General features: G+C 45.1%; 12 protein-coding genes and 1 other annotated feature. Of the genes, 5 read left to right on the top strand and 7 right to left on the bottom strand.

Translation table 11 applies throughout. The features are described from left to right. Positions 1–6: 6 nt before the first annotated feature. The 3 genes from ACE4RR_RS18725 to ACE4RR_RS18715 form a co-directional block, all read right to left on the bottom strand. The gene (locus ACE4RR_RS18725; RefSeq protein WP_375536978.1) at positions 7–1,170 is read right to left on the bottom strand and encodes an acetoin utilization protein AcuC; all 1,164 of its coding nucleotides are present in this window, start codon (positions 1,168–1,170) and stop codon (positions 7–9) included. After that, positions 1,167–1,814, bottom strand: coding sequence for an acetoin utilization AcuB family protein (locus ACE4RR_RS18720; RefSeq protein ID WP_375536977.1), 648 nt, complete (start codon positions 1,812–1,814; stop codon positions 1,167–1,169). Before ACE4RR_RS18720 ends, ACE4RR_RS18725 begins: the two co-directional genes overlap by 4 nt. Before the next feature lie 65 nt (positions 1,815–1,879). Then, a complete protein-coding gene (locus ACE4RR_RS18715; RefSeq protein WP_375536976.1) occupies positions 1,880–2,512 on the bottom strand; it encodes a GNAT family N-acetyltransferase in 633 nt (210 codons plus the stop codon). 271 nt (positions 2,513–2,783) lie between these two features. Between ACE4RR_RS18715 and acsA the strand changes: the two genes are divergently transcribed. Continuing rightward, positions 2,784–4,505 (top strand): acetate--CoA ligase, encoded by a 1,722-nt coding sequence (gene acsA, locus ACE4RR_RS18710; RefSeq protein ID WP_375536975.1) that lies wholly within the window; start codon positions 2,784–2,786, stop codon positions 4,503–4,505. Positions 4,506–4,743: 238 nt separating this feature from the next. On the opposite strand, the gene ACE4RR_RS18705 is transcribed toward acsA, so the two are convergent. Further along, entirely contained in the window at positions 4,744–7,956 is a 3,213-nt protein-coding gene (locus ACE4RR_RS18705; RefSeq protein ID WP_375536974.1) for a transglycosylase domain-containing protein, read from the bottom strand. A gap of 104 nt (positions 7,957–8,060) precedes the next feature. Beyond that, positions 8,061–8,285: a binding site (T-box leader), on the top strand. Between the two features lie 71 nt (positions 8,286–8,356). Between ACE4RR_RS18705 and tyrS the strand changes: the two genes are divergently transcribed. Next, positions 8,357–9,628, top strand: a complete 1,272-nt coding sequence (gene tyrS / locus ACE4RR_RS18700; protein WP_375536973.1) for a tyrosine--tRNA ligase — start codon at positions 8,357–8,359, stop codon at positions 9,626–9,628. A 358-nt stretch (positions 9,629–9,986) separates the two neighbouring features. Here tyrS and rpsD read toward each other — a convergent pair whose 3' ends face one another. Both rpsD and ACE4RR_RS18690 read right to left on the bottom strand, forming a co-directional pair. Then, positions 9,987–10,589 carry a 30S ribosomal protein S4 gene (gene rpsD, locus ACE4RR_RS18695; RefSeq protein ID WP_375536972.1) on the bottom strand — a complete coding sequence of 201 codons (603 nt, stop codon included), beginning with the start codon at positions 10,587–10,589 and terminating at the stop codon, positions 9,987–9,989. A 258-nt stretch (positions 10,590–10,847) separates the two neighbouring features. Continuing rightward, entirely contained in the window at positions 10,848–11,333 is a 486-nt protein-coding gene (locus ACE4RR_RS18690; RefSeq protein WP_375536971.1) for a GAF domain-containing protein, read from the bottom strand. Between the two features lie 248 nt (positions 11,334–11,581). On the opposite strand from ACE4RR_RS18690, the gene refZ reads away from it, so the two are divergent. After that, entirely contained in the window at positions 11,582–12,223 is a 642-nt protein-coding gene (refZ, locus tag ACE4RR_RS18685) for a forespore capture DNA-binding protein RefZ (protein ID WP_375537005.1), read from the top strand. On the opposite strand, the gene hisJ is transcribed toward refZ, so the two are convergent. Then, positions 12,216–13,022 carry a histidinol-phosphatase HisJ gene (gene hisJ, locus ACE4RR_RS18680; protein ID WP_375536970.1) on the bottom strand — a complete coding sequence of 269 codons (807 nt, stop codon included), beginning with the start codon at positions 13,020–13,022 and terminating at the stop codon, positions 12,216–12,218. The two genes, refZ and hisJ, sit on opposite strands and share 8 nt — an antisense overlap. 249 nt (positions 13,023–13,271) lie before the next feature. Here hisJ and ACE4RR_RS18675 point away from each other — a divergent pair, with 249 nt between their 5' ends. Further along, on the top strand, positions 13,272–14,972 hold the full coding sequence (locus ACE4RR_RS18675; protein ID WP_375536969.1) for a septation ring formation regulator EzrA: 1,701 nt from the start codon (positions 13,272–13,274) through the stop codon (positions 14,970–14,972). Positions 14,973–15,076: 104 nt separating this feature from the next. Then, on the top strand, positions 15,077–15,448 hold the full coding sequence (locus ACE4RR_RS18670; protein ID WP_375536968.1) for a hypothetical protein: 372 nt from the start codon (positions 15,077–15,079) through the stop codon (positions 15,446–15,448). Positions 15,449–15,842 lie beyond the last annotated feature (394 nt).

Genomic DNA, 15,842 nt, shown 5'->3' with positions numbered 1-15,842 from the left:
AGATTTTTATTTTTTCTCGTTTCGGATATGATAGAGGGCTTTCTCCAGAGTTTTTCGATTTTTATCAGTGATTTCTCCCTGCCTTGGAATAACAGGATATAAATCATCTGGATCTGTCCAGTCGGAGGGCAGTGGAACCGGTGCTTTCTGCTGCCAGGCTTCCAGCCATTTTACCGGTATGGGACCATTCATTTTCGAGGTCTGATCAGTCATTTCAAGCCAGATCATCGACCATGCTCTTGGAACTACCCGCCAAATATCATAGCCGCCGCCTCCGACCGCAATCCATTTCCCACCACAGTATTCATGGGCGAGCTCATGGGCGAGCTTTGGCACCTGCCGGAAGGTTTCTATTGAGGAGGATAGATGAGTGAGCGGATCGTGATAGTGAGCGTCTGCTCCATTCTGAGTCAAAATAACATCCGGCTTAATAAATTCAATAATTTCCCGGAAGGCGGTTTCATAGCATTCTAGAAAAGAAGCATCCTCCGTAAAGGCATCCACCGGAATATTAATAGAAAAACCAAAGCCCTGGCCATGGCCTTTCTCATTTACATTTCCGGTACCGGGAAACAAATATCTGCCGGTTTCGTGAATGGAAAGCGTACAGACGTCCGGGTCCTCGTAGAATGCCCATTGAACCCCGTCACCATGATGAGCATCGGTATCTATGTATAATACTCTGGCACCGTATTTTTGGCGGAGGTATTCAATCGCAATGGAACTGTCATTATAAATACAAAACCCGGAGGCTTTCCCTCTAAATCCGTGATGCAGTCCCCCGCCGAGGTTAAGAGCGTGCTGCGATTTTCCCTCCATTACCATATCCACCGCAGTTAACGTTCCCCCGACAAGTAGTGCTGAGGCTTCGTGCATGTTTGTGAAAATGGGTGTATCCTCTGTTCCAAGACCGTAGTTATTGGCTATACCGGGGCTGAGCTCCCCTTTCCCGGCTGCTTTTACGGCATTTATATAAGATTTATCGTGGATAAGTCCGATTTCTTCATCCGAAGCCATACGTGGGGTGACAATCTGATTCTCGTCCAATGCTCCCAAATAGTCGAGTAAATCGTGCGTCAGTTGAAGACGCAGATGATTGAATGGATGATCCTCGCTGAATTTGTATTTTAATTGATCCTCTGAATAAATAAATGCTGCCGGCTGTATCATCTTGACATCCCCGGAATGCGCGGCCACATGACTTCATAGCCCTGGGCCCGTAATTTCTCAATTGGTACGCGGGGGTCCATCATCTGCACACGGAAAGTTAAGATTTTGTATTCAGCGTTTTTATGAGGATATATGAGCACACTCGTTACATTGACTTTGTTGTCCTTTAAAATGGTGGATACCTCTGCGAGCTGGCCGGCGATGTTCGGGACTTTAATTTCCATGCGCGAGGATGGCTGATGAGCACCGGTCAGTTTCACAAGCGTATGCAAAACGTTAGATTCCGTCAGCATACCGATCAGTTTGTCATGTTCATCTGCAACAGGCAGTGCACTGATTTCATTTTCATATAATACAACGGCTGCTTCTTCAATAAAATCAAGCGGATGTGCGGTGATAACTGGATATTTCATAATGGAGGAGACGGGACGTTCCAGATCATCGGTATGATAATCAGCATGAAAAATAGAAGGACTGGCGTCGCGTATGTCACGGTCGGAAATAATTCCAGTAATAGTCTGATCCTGTTCAATAACAGGAATATGGCGGATCCGATGTTTATGCAGCAATGCCATTGCTTCCTTAATGGAAGTGCTGTTTGAGACGGTAATTACGTTTTTTTGCATTATTTCTTCGACTAGCAATGTTTTCACCTCTATTTAGTAAAGCGTTTTCTTTTTGAAAAATGATAAAGTTTCCCTTATGTATGTTAATACATAAACCGATTAGAAAAACGGACACTGTCAAATTTCTGAACTGAATTATTATCTACTCTCGAGCCGATCCGGACCATTAAGCAGTTCGCCGGGTGAGAACTGATTTCAGGATCATCGGTAGCCATCCATTCAAGTCCGCCGGCATTCATCATTTTCTCCATCACTTTCCGATAATCCCACACCGACAGGCCGCTTCCCTTAAGGTCCCAATGCCAGTAATATTCGGTTGTGATAATAATAAAGTCTTCCATGGCGTCGTCAAGCATAGAGAATTTCAATAGATTTGTGCCAAGTTTTGCCCCGCGGTATTCATCTGCGATCTCAATTGCTCCAAGCTCAAGAAGATTATCCATATTCGCCTCGGACCAGCGCTCAAGGGCATCTGGATAAACAAACGTGACATATCCGACAATAGTATTTTCATCGATGACGGCGTTGATACGCCCTTCCGGCAGGTCGGCTATACCAATCAACGCTTTCTTTTGTTCATCCGGCGGGCGAAAGGCGACAAGGCCTTCGTGAAAATCATATTCGTGTATCTTTTTTCCGGAAAGAGGCCCTTCAATAAGAAGTGACTTCCCCTCAAATATTAATTCCCTGGAATAATACTTTTTTTTATGAATCATTCCTGAACCACCTTTATCTCAGGTTTTTCCGCCTGCACGGGCAGCGGAGGACCAGAGCATGAGAATTAATTAATATTATACATGATTGCCCTTTACTGTTGTTTTTTTATATTCAAAAAATCTGTAGTTTAGCAAAATAGTTTCGAATGGTATAGAAACTATAATTGATAAATCAGAGGGGAGCGGGTATCTATTATAAATTGAAGAAAGAATCATAATATATTATACTGTGTATTAGAACACAAAAGACATAGCAGAGAGGAAGATGAAAATGAAAGTGCAAACGCTTCCACCAAAAGAGGGAAATCACAATCTGGAAAGCTACGAGGAATTGGCTGAAAAATTTGACTGGTCCGAGACAGAGAAAGCTTTTACCTGGAGCGAGACTGGAAAAGTGAATATGGCTCACGAAGCAATTGACCGCTTCGCGGAGGATCCAGATAAAAAAGATCAGGTGGCGTTATATTACAGTGACGCAAACCGGGATGAATCATATACGTTTGAAGATATGAAAAAAATGTCGAACAAAGCGGCAAACATGCTCAGTGATGAGGGGATTGAAAAAGGCGACCGTGTCTTTATCTTTATGCCGCGCTCTCCAGAGCTTTATTTTGCAGTACTCGGCGCTATTAAATGCGGGGCCATCGTCGGACCGTTATTTGAAGCCTTTATGGAGGGCGCTGTTAGAGACAGGCTCGAGGATAGTGACGCCAAAGCATTAGTCACTACCCCGGATCTGCTTGAAAGAGTGCCGGTCGATGATCTGCCTAACCTACAAAAGTCTTTCGTATTAGGAAAAGAGGTAAAAGAAGGTGGAACCGTCATCGATTTTCAACAAAAAATGAATAATGCATCCGATTCCTTTGACACCGTCTGGGTGGATCGGGAAGACGGATTAATTCTTCACTATACCTCGGGTTCCACCGGAAAACCAAAAGGCGTGCTTCATGTTCATAATGCCATGCTTCAACATTATCAGACGGCCAAATGGGTACTCGATCTGAAGGATGACGATGTATATTGGTGCACAGCCGACCCGGGCTGGGTAACAGGAACCTCCTATGGTATATTCGGCCCATGGCTGACGGGAGCGACCAATGTGGTGCGCGGCGGCCGTTTCAGCCCACAGGACTGGTATGATACGCTGCAGCGGTATAATGTATCTGTATGGTACAGTGCTCCAACCGCATTCCGGATGCTGATGAGCGCGGGGGATGAACTGGTGAAGAATTATGATCTTTCCAGCCTCCGTCATATTTTAAGTGTCGGGGAGCCGTTGAACCCGGAAGTTGTCCGCTGGGGTGAAAAGGTATTTAACCTTCGTATTCATGATACGTGGTGGATGACCGAAACCGGGGCGATGATGATCTGTAACTACCCGAGCATGACAGTCAAAGCAGGCTCAATGGGCAAACCGATCCCAGGTGTGGTAGGAGCAATTATTGATGATCAGGGTAATGAACTTCCTCCAAACCGGATGGGGAACCTGGCAATTCGCGCAGGCTGGCCATCAATGATGAGAGCGATCTGGAATAGAGAAGAAAAGTATAATAGTTACTTTGAACTGGACGGCTGGTATGTATCCGGAGATTCAGCCTACATGGATGAAGACGGCTATTTCTGGTTCCAGGGCAGAATTGATGACGTGATTATGACGGCTGGAGAGCGTGTTGGTCCGTTTGAAGTTGAATCGAAGCTCGTTGAACACCCGGCTGTTGCAGAAGCAGGTGTTATAGGAAAACCGGATCCCGTCCGCGGAGAGATTATTAAGGCGTTTGTGGCACTCCGCAGTGGATATGAGATCACAGATGAATTAAAAGAAGAAATTCGGACATTTGTGAAAAAGGAGCTTGCAGCTCATGCTGCTCCGCGAGAAATTGAATTCCGCGACAAGCTTCCGAAAACGAGAAGCGGTAAAATTATGCGCCGTGTTCTCAAAGCTTGGGAGCTTGATCTGCCGACAGGCGATCTTTCCACAATGGAAGATGATTAATTACAGAAGTGAATCCTGCATGCCTTTCGAGGCTGCAGGATTTTTTTGTGGTTTCGCTTTGTCACGAATCAACGCGGAAGTAGAAACCCAGAATCGAGTTTTTCAAGTTTCATTAAAATTTCTACATGTATCAAAAGAAACGCCTCCGACTATCATATTGATAATCGGAAGCGCATTTCATACGGCAGACACTGTTGCGGCCCTGCCTCTTATTTCACAAAGAAAATCACGTTCTTCTTTATTCATCATCACTTGAGTCGTCATCGGAATCATCCGAAGTCTCATCGTCTGAGCTGTCTTCGCTCTCTTCATCGGAATCTCCTGAATCTCCTGAGTCTCCTGAGTCTGTTGAACTTGAGCTGGAATCTGACTCTTCATCACCGCTGTCATCAGAGTCATCGCTGCCTCCATCATCAGAATCATCTCCATCCGAAGAACCTTCATCTTCATCCGGCTCTTCTTCTTCACGCCCGTCATCAGAGCCGCCGTTATTTTCATCGTCATTATTTCCATTATCGCTGCCATTGCCATTATCCCCGTCGTCGTCATTATCGCTCCCGCTGCCGTTCCCGTTCCCATTCCTATCGTTATTCTCGTTACCATTACCATTATTATCTCCGCCGTTGTTCGATTCATCCTCCTCTGGACTCGATTCATCCTCCTCTGGACTAGAGTCCGAGTCATTCGTAGAATCGTCATTGTCCTGTTCTTCTTCTGGCTCACGGCTGTCTTCTTCGTTGGAGGTATCTTCATCAGAGGAGTCATTATCCCTGTCGCTGCCGCCACTGCCCCGTTGTGCAGTAGAGGAGGGACTGGATTCTCTTCCCCGTGTGTCAACTGCAGTAACATACAGAGATCCGCCCGATTGGTCGTAGCTGGTAGAATCGTTATCTCGGACTGTTCCTACCTGAGAGCCACTTTGATTATAAATACGGTAACCGACAATATCGTTATCTGAATGCTGGGACCAGCGGAGTTTTCCGCCTTGATATCTCACGTTTGAGACTCTTGATGGAGAGCGTCCATTGGATGGAGCTTCCCGGTCTGGTACGATTTCCTCCCAGTCGTCTGGTAAATACTCACTGACGTCAGAAACATCGAAATAGTCTTCATCAATCGATACTCCGTTTCTTGTAAATTCGCTCGGTGTCGAATCATACGCTGTATAGCGCTCATCGTCTATCGTCACATAACGCTCCCGTGATAAGCTGTCATCTTTTTCCGTCGGCAGAAATTCTTCATTAAAATAATCGGTAGTCGTTAAGTCTGCTTCTTCACATAAATCACTTGGAAGCTTCCCGGAGATACCGCAGATTGTCTGGCGGACAATTCCGTCCGGCTGTTCAAATTCATCGTCCATTCCGAATACGTCCGGATCTGCCTCATAAGAAGCGTTCATTAGATCAGCCCAGATCTGCTGGGTTCTTGCACCGTACGTTAAGCCTTTATAAGGAGTCGATATTTCCTGAGGATCATCATATCCAATCCAGAGGCCGAATGTTACGTTTGGATTTAATCCGACAAACCAAGAATCCTTTGTGTTCGTAGTCGTTCCGGTTTTCCCTGCCCAATCTCCGCCAAAATTCAATTTGCCGGGAAGGCTGCTGGCCGTACCGCCGCTTTGCAGCACATCTTTCATCATGTCAGTCATAAGAAAAGAGGTCTGCGGTGAAAATATCTCTTTCGGCTCCACTTCGTGTTCGTAAACGACTTCGCCTTCCTTCGTTTCAATTTTTTCAATCATATATGAGTCACTTAGCTCTCCGTCATTGCCGAATAAGGAGAAAGCGTTCGTATTTTGCTCAATCGTCGCTCCGTAGGAAAGACCGCCAAGCGCAGTGGATTGGAATGGCTCTCCTTCATGAAGGCTAGTTAACCCCATATCAAGCAATGTATTGCGTGCTTTGTCATGGTCTACCATATCCGCCGCTCTTACGGCAGGCACGTTGCGTGACTCCTGCAGGGATTTTCGCACACTAATAAATCCTTTATGGCTTCGGTCAAAGTTGTTGATTTCATCGCCGCCGTTATAGTCAGTCGGCACGTCCGGCACTATTGTACCAGGCTGAATTAGTCCTTCATCCATGGCAGGACCATATGCCAGAAGCGGCTTCATCGTCGATCCATTCTGGCGGAAGGCCTGAGTTGCATGATTTAAATTTTCCTGGTCAAAATCACGTCCCCCAGTAAAGCTTATTATTGCCCCAGTGCTGTTATCGATCATAATCGATCCGACCTGTTCCTGCTGGGTTTCGCCATTCTCATCTTCGCGGTCAGGCCCGAACCACTGCGAATCAGCCACAGACTGCTGCATGGAATTATATATATCCTTATTTACTGTGAGATGAACATTATATCCTCCGAGTGCAAGTTCATTCCTGGCAGCTAATGTATACTGCTCATTCACTTCTTCCTGTTCTTCTTCGTCTAGTTCATCAAGCTCGATACCGTCCTCCTCCAGCATTTGGTCACGGATAATTCTGGATGCACGGCCCTGTGTTTCATACGTTAGGAATGGATAATCCTCTGTGACAGTAGGAGCGCGCTCGGTCAGGTTTTCTCTGATGTTGTAGTCCAGCGCTTCCTCATATTCAGTCTCCGAAATATAACCTTCTTCATGCATATTGCCAAGTACCAGCTTCATCCGGTTCAGTCCCTGCTGGAAGTCATCCTTCACTTCCCCGCCGCCGGCGAATGGACTATAGGTGAAAGGGTTTTTCGGCAGACCGGCGATAAATGCAGATTGAGCAATATTCAGCTCAGAGGCATCCATTCCAAAAATTCCCTCCGCAGCGGACTGAGCTCCGGCTATGTTACGGCCGTTTGCATTTCTTCCGAAAGGAACGATATTGAGGTATGCTTCTAAGATCTCTTCTTTTTCAAAGTAATTCTCCATACGGAGTGCAAGCGTTATTTCCTTTGCTTTTCTTTCAAAGGAAACTTCATTAGTCAAAATTTGATTTTTGACGACCTGCTGCGTGAGCGTGCTGCCGCCCGTCTGGTTGGAGGAAGCGGCCAGCTCCTGGTATGTAGCGCGCATTAATGCTTTAGGGACGACACCATTGTGATCGTAGAAATATTCATCTTCTGTGGAAATAACAGCATTGATGAGGTGATCGGAGATTTCATCAAGGGAACGTTCCTTTCGTTCGAGGTCAGCTGGTATCTTACCGAGGTGTTTTTCTTCTGCAAAATAAATATCACTGACTTCTTCATAGTCATAAATATTCTGCTCGAGTTCCTCTTTACTGAGCCTTTCTTGATCTTCAGTAAGCGACATAAAGAAGCCTGCTCCGACAGACCCGGCGAAAAGGATAAACATAAGAATAAGGACGATAAAAATCAATAAGATGTTCCACATCACCTGTGAGGTAACGTTGATGCCCTGCACGACAGGCTTGTTTCGGAAAGCATCATATTTATGATTAAGTTTTTCAAAAAATCGATTCACAATAATTCCTCCTAAACGTCACCGACATTATAGCATATTTCGAATGTTCGTTGACAGCAGTAAAAAAAGTATGATAAAAGAAGAATAGTCATTTCAATCGAATAAACATGGCTGTGAAGGACTTGAAGTAGTTTCTTCTTCCCTGAACCAGAGAACCGGCGGCCGCTGCGAGCCGGTACACAGGAAGAAACGAAGTACGCGTCTGGAGCTTTCTTCTTGACATCAACTTGGTAGAAAAGAAGAACGGGGCCTCCCGTTAAGAGTTTAAGTGGAGCATGAAATTCTCATGTTCAATGCAGGGTGGTACCGCGGTAAATATCGTCCCTTCTGTGATAAAGCAGAAGGGGCTTTTTTTATATTCATCAAAAAGGTTTTAATTATGTAAAAAGGAGAGAGTGCAATGAATGTGTTAGAGGATCTCGAATTCCGAGGACTGATTAATCAGGTTACGGATCAGGCAGGACTTCAGCAATTACTTGATAAGGAGTCTGTGACGCTCTACTGTGGATTTGATCCCACCGGCGACAGTCTTCATATTGGTCATCTGCTTACGATTATCACGATGCGACGTTTTCAGCTTGCCGGCCACAAGCCGCTGGCACTGGTGGGAGGAGCGACCGGGCTGATCGGAGACCCAAGTGGAAAAAAAGCAGAGCGCACTTTGAATGAAGAAGAGGTCGTCCGAATGTACAGCGACCGTATTAAAGAACAGCTTTCCCATTATCTTGATTTTGAAGGCGGTGGCAAAGCGGAAATTGTAAACAATTATGACTGGATCGGTTCTATGAGCGTTGTCCAGTTCTTGAGAGACACCGGCAAGCACTTCGGTTTGAACTACATGCTCGCAAAGGAGTCCGTAGAGTCCCGGATTACATCAGGTATTTCCTTTACGGAATTCAGCTATCAGATTTTGCAGTCCCTTGATTTTCATCATTTATACAATGAAAAGAACTGCCGGCTGCAGATCGGCGGGAGTGATCAGTGGGGAAATATTACAGCAGGACTTGAACTTATCCGAAAGCTGGAAGGCAGTGAGGAAAAGCATCCTGGTGCCTATGGATTTACCATTCCGCTTGTCACAAAAGCAGACGGCTCAAAATTTGGCAAATCGGAAGGGGGAGCCATCTGGCTTGATTCAGAAAAAACGAGTCCTTACGAGTTTTACCAATTTCTCATCAACACGGATGACCGTGATGTCGTAAAATTTCTCAAGTTCTTTACGTTTCTAGATGAAGCGGAGCTGGCACAGCTCGAGGAAGAGGTAGAAAAACGGCCGGAAGAGCGGGGCGCTCAGCGCAGGCTAGCAGAGGAGGTTACGACCTTCGTGCATGGAAAAGAAGCCCTGGCCCAGGCGCAGAACATCTCGCAGGCATTGTTTGGCGGAGGAAATCTCAAGGAATTAACAGCCGCAGAGGTAAAGCAGGGCTTTAAGGATGTACCCGCTCATACAGTTGCCGAGCAGGAAAAAGGTCTGATTGAGCTTTTGGTAGAAGCAGGAATTTCTTCCTCGAAACGTCAGGCCCGTGAAGATATCAAGAGTGGAGCGGTCTATATTAACGGTGAGCGCTGCCAGGAGCTTGACAAGGTGGTCGGCAGCACGGAAAAGATCGATGGCTCTTTCACGATCATCCGCCGCGGGAAAAAGAAATATTTTCTCATTCAATATGCGTAAAAGAGAGAAATGCAGAAGCAGAGTTTCTGCAGGAGTATGCCGCGGAAAATTTTTCTGCAGCGAATGAATCCTGACTTGAGCTGAGATCGTGCCCGCGGCAAGCAACCATCGATAAGCGATTCGTGAGAATCCACAACAAACTTTAACAGCTCTTTCTGGCCTCCGGTTTTTCTTAAAAACTCATAATTAACAAACTATCCAGACTGAGTCAGTAGTATCGTCTGGATTTTGAAATAGTAATATACATTTGTCCCAGTTTCTTTTTAGTTTGTCTTTTGAAACAAAAAAAAAGCCCCTGGAATGTTGATATATCAACATTTCAAGGGCTTTTTCTGTGTTATTCTGCAGTAAGCAGAGATTAACGGGAGTAGAATTCGACGATAAGCGCTTCTGTAATTTCAGAAGGAAGCTCAGAACGTTCCGGATAGCGGTTGTATGTTCCTTCGAGCTTTTCTTCATCGAATGTAACGAATTCTGGAATGAAGTTATTAACTTCAATTGCTTCTTTTACCGCAGTAAGGTTGCGGGAGTTTTCGCGAAGGCCGATTGTCTGGCCGGGCTTTACGCGGTAAGACGGAATATCTACGCGTCCTCCGTCCACAGTTACGTGACCATGGTTAACGAGCTGACGGGCTGCACGGCGTGTCCGGGCCAGGCCGAGACGGTAAACGATGTTGTCCAGGCGGGACTCAAGCAGAACCATAAAGTTCTCACCATGAACGCCCTGCATTTTACCTGCTTCTTCAAACATACGGCGGAATTGACGCTCGTTCAGGCCGTACATAAAACGAAGCTTCTGCTTTTCTTGAAGCTGCTGGCCGTACTCAGAAATCTTCTTGCGCTGAGTAGGTCCGTGCTCGCCCGGTGCGTATGGGCGCTTTTCTAGTTCTTTACCAGTGCCGCTGAGGGATACTCCAAAACGACGGGATTTTTTCCAAGATGGTCCTGTATATCTTGCCATATCAGGAATCCTCCTTTTATTTATAAAAGTATTTGGAAAAAAGATCAACATTGGTAATCTCCTGACATGTTCATTTTGTTTTCATGCACCTTCGCCTCGACAGCGGGAGGTTACGCGATACACCTTGATTCGATACTTCAGCCGCAGAATCAAGGAACAAAATGACAAGGGTGTTACACATCAGGCTCACCCTGGCTGTCTTTTTACACAACTGCCATTGTATAGTTTTCCAGAAGAAAAGTCAATATGAAATCCTTTCTATATATATACTTTTAAAGTTTCAATGAATTTTTCGAGTAATTTAGCTTCTTTTTCAGTAAAGCGGTCGTAGACGGGGCTGTCGATGTCCAGCACCCCGATCAGCACATTGTTTTTCTCGATAGGAACGACAATTTCTGATCTGGAGGCTGCATCGCAGGCAATATGACCAGGAAATTGGGATACGTCATCAACACGCATCGTTTTCTGTTCTGCAGCTGCAGTTCCACAGACACCTTTCCCATAGGGGATTCTGATGCAGGCAGGCAGACCTTGAAAAGGACCGAGTACGAGCTCATTGTCCTCTGCATGGTAAAGATAAAAACCAACCCAGTTTACGTCCTGAAGAAATTGATTCAATAATGCTGCCGCATTTGCCAGATTAGCGGTCATATCAGGCTCGCCGTCTAAGATAGCTTCTGCCTGTTTTATAAGAGTCTCATAATTTTGGTCCAAAGTACCGTTGTATACAGTTTGATTAAACATTTCCTCACTTCCTTTCCCGCATTTTCAAAAATTCACGATTACAGCGGAAGCTTTCGCCAATAAAGCCCGATGATAAGCCGGGTTTTCTTTTTTAATGAGTATAGCACAGGTGCGAATCGTTAAAGAAACTGTCGACAAGTCATGGAAGGGAAGCGCCGGCGTGATAGAGAATTTGTAAGTAAGAATGACCAGTGTCAAAAAAGGAGGAGATCGCTTTGTCCGTAACCGAAAGCACCAAAGAAAAGCTGATGGAAGCTGCAGCGCTTTTATTTAACAGTAAAGGATTTCACGGCACTTCTGTTCGAGAAATTGCGGCTAAAGCAAAGATGAATGTTTCCCTCGTCTCGTATTATTTTGGCGGTAAGCATGGCCTGCTTGAAAGACTAATGGTTGAATTTTTGGAGGGGTATATAAAAAAGCTGGAGGAAGCTATTAAAAGCAAACATGAAAACGCGCTCGAGAAGCTGCTTGATATGACATACAAAGGTCTTGATTACTTGCAGGATAAACATCTCCGCTCTCGTTTCGTGCTGAGGGAAATGACGCTTGATTCCATGCTGATCAGAGAAATTACGACCACCTATCTAATGAAAGAAAAGCATTTGTATTCTATTGTTCTTAAAATGGGGGTGCAGGAAAGAGTGTTCTCTAGTGTGGCGCCGCAGTGGGCATTTATGCATATCCGCGGAATGGTGATTATGCCGTTTCTCCATCCCCAGTATATCCGTGAGGTATTTCATTTGCAGCCTCAGGAACAGCATTTTATGGCGATTTATAAAAAAGAAATCAGGAAATGGGTGACGAATGCGCTTGCAGTTCCAGAGGTGAAAGAAGTGCAGCGGCCCGGCAAGGCGAAAAACAGAACCGCTGCTAAGGAGGTCGTCATGTAGACAGGAGCATTCTGCCAATTCCCTGGCCAAGGTCCCTGGCCTGATGGGCATCTGATCCATACACAAGAGGGATTCCTCTTTTTTTTGCTTCCTTAATGACCCAATCGGGGGGATAAGGCTCACGGCAAAACACTTTTGCCGTGCCGGCTCCGTTATAATCGAGTTCGAGCCCCTGTTTGTGCACTGCATCAAGCACCGTTTCTATGAGCGGATGAGGGGTCCAATCTCCGGAAAATTTATGCTGAAACTTCGCGGCGAGAGTCATGTGTCCGATACGGCGGGGCTTAAATGGACCGAGCGGCTGATTTATCGACTGCAATAATGTATCATAGTAAAGCTTTGCCGCCTGCCGGGAGGAAGCACATGCCTCAATCAGCTTTTCAAAGCTATCAGGGCTGTAGTCAAGGCAGATATAACCTGCAGCTGTCCGGAGAAAATGGACAGAAAGAATACTGTCATCCATATCCGGACCGATTTCATTCAAAAACTGTTCTGTTTCTTTCTCATATCCCTCAATAAAATCAACTTCAAGCCCGGCTAAAATCGTGATAGCCTGTGAGTATTCTTTTTTCAGCAGACGAAGCTCCTGAAAATAATCTGCGAGCTTCGCTTCATCCATGGCGCTGTTCTGTTCTGGAACAGGATCCTCAAAGCCGTGGGGAAGAGGAGCGTGTTCAGTAAACGTAATCGTGTGGAGGTTCTGGCGCACTGCCTCCTCCACATACATAGAAAAAGTATCCGCACTTCCGTGGGGACAATAAGGGGTATGAATATGGCCGTCTCTTACCGGCTGCAGCATTATAACTTTCATCCTTTCTGCCAGGCAGAGGCAGGCTTTATTTTTTCAAATATTTCGTTCGACATTTCTCACATAATCTGTCATTCCATGTTATCATAAAGGTACTAACGAAAAACAGCGAAAAACAGGTATAAGGAAAGTATTAGTCATAAAAAGAAGGATTTTAACAAATTAACTCGAAAATATAAGAAATATGATGAAAAAAGTTTATGTTTATTTCCTATAGAGAGGAAACTGGAGTGAAGACCGATGTTGTATACAATTCTTAGCATCGCTTTTGTGATTGCAGCCATTTTCATATACGGGGCTGTGTTCAGGAGAAAGATATATAAAGAAGTAGACCGAATGGAACAGTGGAAGACGGAGATAGCGAACCGGCCGGTTGCGGATGAAATATCACGAGTAAAAGGCCTGACTATCTCAGGAGAAACAGAAGAAAAATTCGAAGCATGGAGGAAGGATTGGGATGAAATTCTCGGCCTCCACCTTCCAGATATTGATGAAGCATTATTTGACATTGAAGAATGGGCGAATAAATACCGATTTAGAAAATCTAAGGAACTAATTAATGTTGTGGCAAAGCAGCTTCAGGAGATCGATGAAAAGATCCAGGAAATCTTTAAGGAAGTTCACGAGCTCATACATAACGAAGAAGAGAATAGAAGCGGCATTTCAGATACAAAAGAAAAATTTGAAGAAATGCAGAGATTTGTTTCTCAAAGCTGGCGCTCTCTCGGTGATGCAGCTCCGTCGTTTGAAAAAAGCCTGAAGCAGATGAAGGATGAATTTGAGCAGTTTGAAGAAGAAACAGTGCAGGGAAATTACATGAAAGCCAATAAGATACTTCAAGATCTGCAGTTAGAAATGGCGGCAGAGGAAGAAAAAATGAAGATTGTTCCTGCGCTGCTCGTGGAAATTGAAGCGGATCTTCCAGAGGATTGCAGGGACCTTGAAAAAGGGATGGAAGATATGGAAAAAAGCGGATATTCCATGGAGCAGTTTGCTTTCCGGAAGCAGATTGACCAATACCGCAGTGAGCTTCCAGCTCTAAGCAAAATGGTGACAGATCTTGAAATCAGCAAGGCAGAAGATAAGATAAAAGAAATTCGTTCGTTTATAGAGAATGTCTATGAAACTCTCGAGGATGAAGTAGCCGCCCGCCAATTTGTGGAGCTTGCTGCAATGGAGACAAAGCAGGATCTCGACAGGATGGAGATTCAGCTGCGCGAGCTGAATATGGAGCGCACAAAGGTTGGTGTCAGCTACCGGATTCCTGATGAAGAACTAAGACGTCAGGATAAAATAGAACACGATGCGGATAAAAACAATAAAAACTGGCGCGTGTTTCAGGATATGCATGAACATAAAAAGCAATCTTTTATCTCCTTGAAGAAAACAATTGAGCCGCTGAGAAAAGACGTCGCATCTTTAGAAAAAGACATCAGAAGTTCGAAGGAAAAGCTTTACAACCTCCGAAAAGATGAGCTGAAAGCACTCGATACTTTGACTAATCTAAGAAAACAGCTTCTGCATGACCGCACCAGGCTGCAAAGGGCAATGCTTCCGAAGGTCCCGTCCTCCCTTCTAAATGAAATCGATGCAGCATCTGCAAGCATAGAAGAAGCAGCTGTTTCTTTAGAAGAGGTGCCGGTCGAAATGGGAAGAGTAACTCACAGTGTCGAGAACTCAGAACAAAATGTCAACAAGGTTCATCAGCAGTTAAAGACTACGCTTGATCAGGCTGAGCTGGCCGAAGATGTCATACAGTATGGAAATAAATTTAGAAGCAGCTCCCGAAATGTTGACGCGGCATTAACAGAAGCCGAGAATTATTTTCGGAAAGGCTACTATGATGAAGCTGTCAACACAGCTTTGCAGGTAATTAAGCAGAAGGATCCGGACGTACTCGAGAATTTAAAGCTCATGAAAGAGCCGAGCATGTTAAAATAGGAAGTTGAGTTTTCAACAAAAGCCCCGGATAAAATTAGGTATTTATCCCCCTTTTCCGATGAATAGTGGTATAATGGTCTCATTCATAGTTGGGAGGGCGGAGTGTGAAGCCGATCCATTTATTAGCCGGGGCATCTGTCTTAAGCTTTGCGATCCTATGCACTGCAGACATCTTTTTTCTGACTGGCCCCTCAGAGCAGAGCTCCGGTTCAGATCAGAGTAGTACTGAAGAATTGGCAGATGAGCTGGACAACGCGCTCGGAATGCCTTCGCCCCTAAGTGAGGCGGACGGTGATAAAGAAATCACCACAAAGGAACCTAAGACAGAAACGAATGAGAAACGTACTGCGGATGAAGAAGATAGACAGGCTGCTGAATCTGAACCAACTGAATCACTCGATCCGAATGCCATTTTTATCGCATCAGAAGCAAATACGATTTCTGTGGATGAGCTATTACAGAGAATTAATGATTGAAGTGAAGGGTATTGAACGATCTCTTTTCCTTGGTTTAGGAAGAGAGATTTTTTATTTCACTAAGGCGGGGCAGATTCTTCGGATGAGCTGTATGAGGACAGGAGATGCGCTGTTCTATCAAAATGCGCTTTATTTGAAAGGTTGGCGGACATCAGGTACGCTATTTGCCTTTTTGACGGGTAATTAAGCCTCTTTTTCGGACGATAACGGAATCCATGTCCGGCAAGGCCGGACAAACTTGCTTTTTGGAGCGTATAGAGGAAACAGTGGACCTCTGTCAAGAAAGTGGACACCCTTTAACAGAATAGGAATGATGCGATGGTGACAGCTACAGATCATTCTTCCCTATGTTTCAATCGTAGATGATCTCGCAGAAGCGTCAAGCCCAGCCCGC

The sequence above is a fragment of the Alteribacillus sp. HJP-4 genome (assembly GCF_042139015.1).
In the GTDB taxonomy this organism is placed as follows: Bacteria; Bacillota; Bacilli; order Bacillales; family Marinococcaceae; genus JBHIKY01.
This window is presented reverse-complemented; position numbering and strand designations above follow the sequence as displayed.

What these genes read in the sequence shown, in the direction of transcription:
- ACE4RR_RS18725 (WP_375536978.1), bottom strand. Translation starts at nt 1,170, where the DNA reads ATGATACAGCCGGCAGCATTTATTTATTCAGAGGATCAATTAAAATAC.
- ACE4RR_RS18715 (WP_375536976.1), bottom strand. Translation starts at nt 2,512, where the DNA reads ATGATTCATAAAAAAAAGTATTATTCCAGGGAATTAATATTTGAGGGG.
- tyrS (WP_375536973.1), top strand. Translation starts at nt 8,357, where the DNA reads ATGAATGTGTTAGAGGATCTCGAATTCCGAGGACTGATTAATCAGGTT.
- ACE4RR_RS18675 (WP_375536969.1), top strand. Translation starts at nt 13,272, where the DNA reads ATGTTGTATACAATTCTTAGCATCGCTTTTGTGATTGCAGCCATTTTC.
- ACE4RR_RS18690 (WP_375536971.1), bottom strand. Translation starts at nt 11,333, where the DNA reads ATGTTTAATCAAACTGTATACAACGGTACTTTGGACCAAAATTATGAG.
- rpsD (WP_375536972.1), bottom strand. Translation starts at nt 10,589, where the DNA reads ATGGCAAGATATACAGGACCATCTTGGAAAAAATCCCGTCGTTTTGGA.
- hisJ (WP_375536970.1), bottom strand. Translation starts at nt 13,022, where the DNA reads ATGCTGCAGCCGGTAAGAGACGGCCATATTCATACCCCTTATTGTCCC.
- refZ (WP_375537005.1), top strand. Translation starts at nt 11,582, where the DNA reads ATGGAAGCTGCAGCGCTTTTATTTAACAGTAAAGGATTTCACGGCACT.
- acsA (WP_375536975.1), top strand. Translation starts at nt 2,784, where the DNA reads ATGAAAGTGCAAACGCTTCCACCAAAAGAGGGAAATCACAATCTGGAA.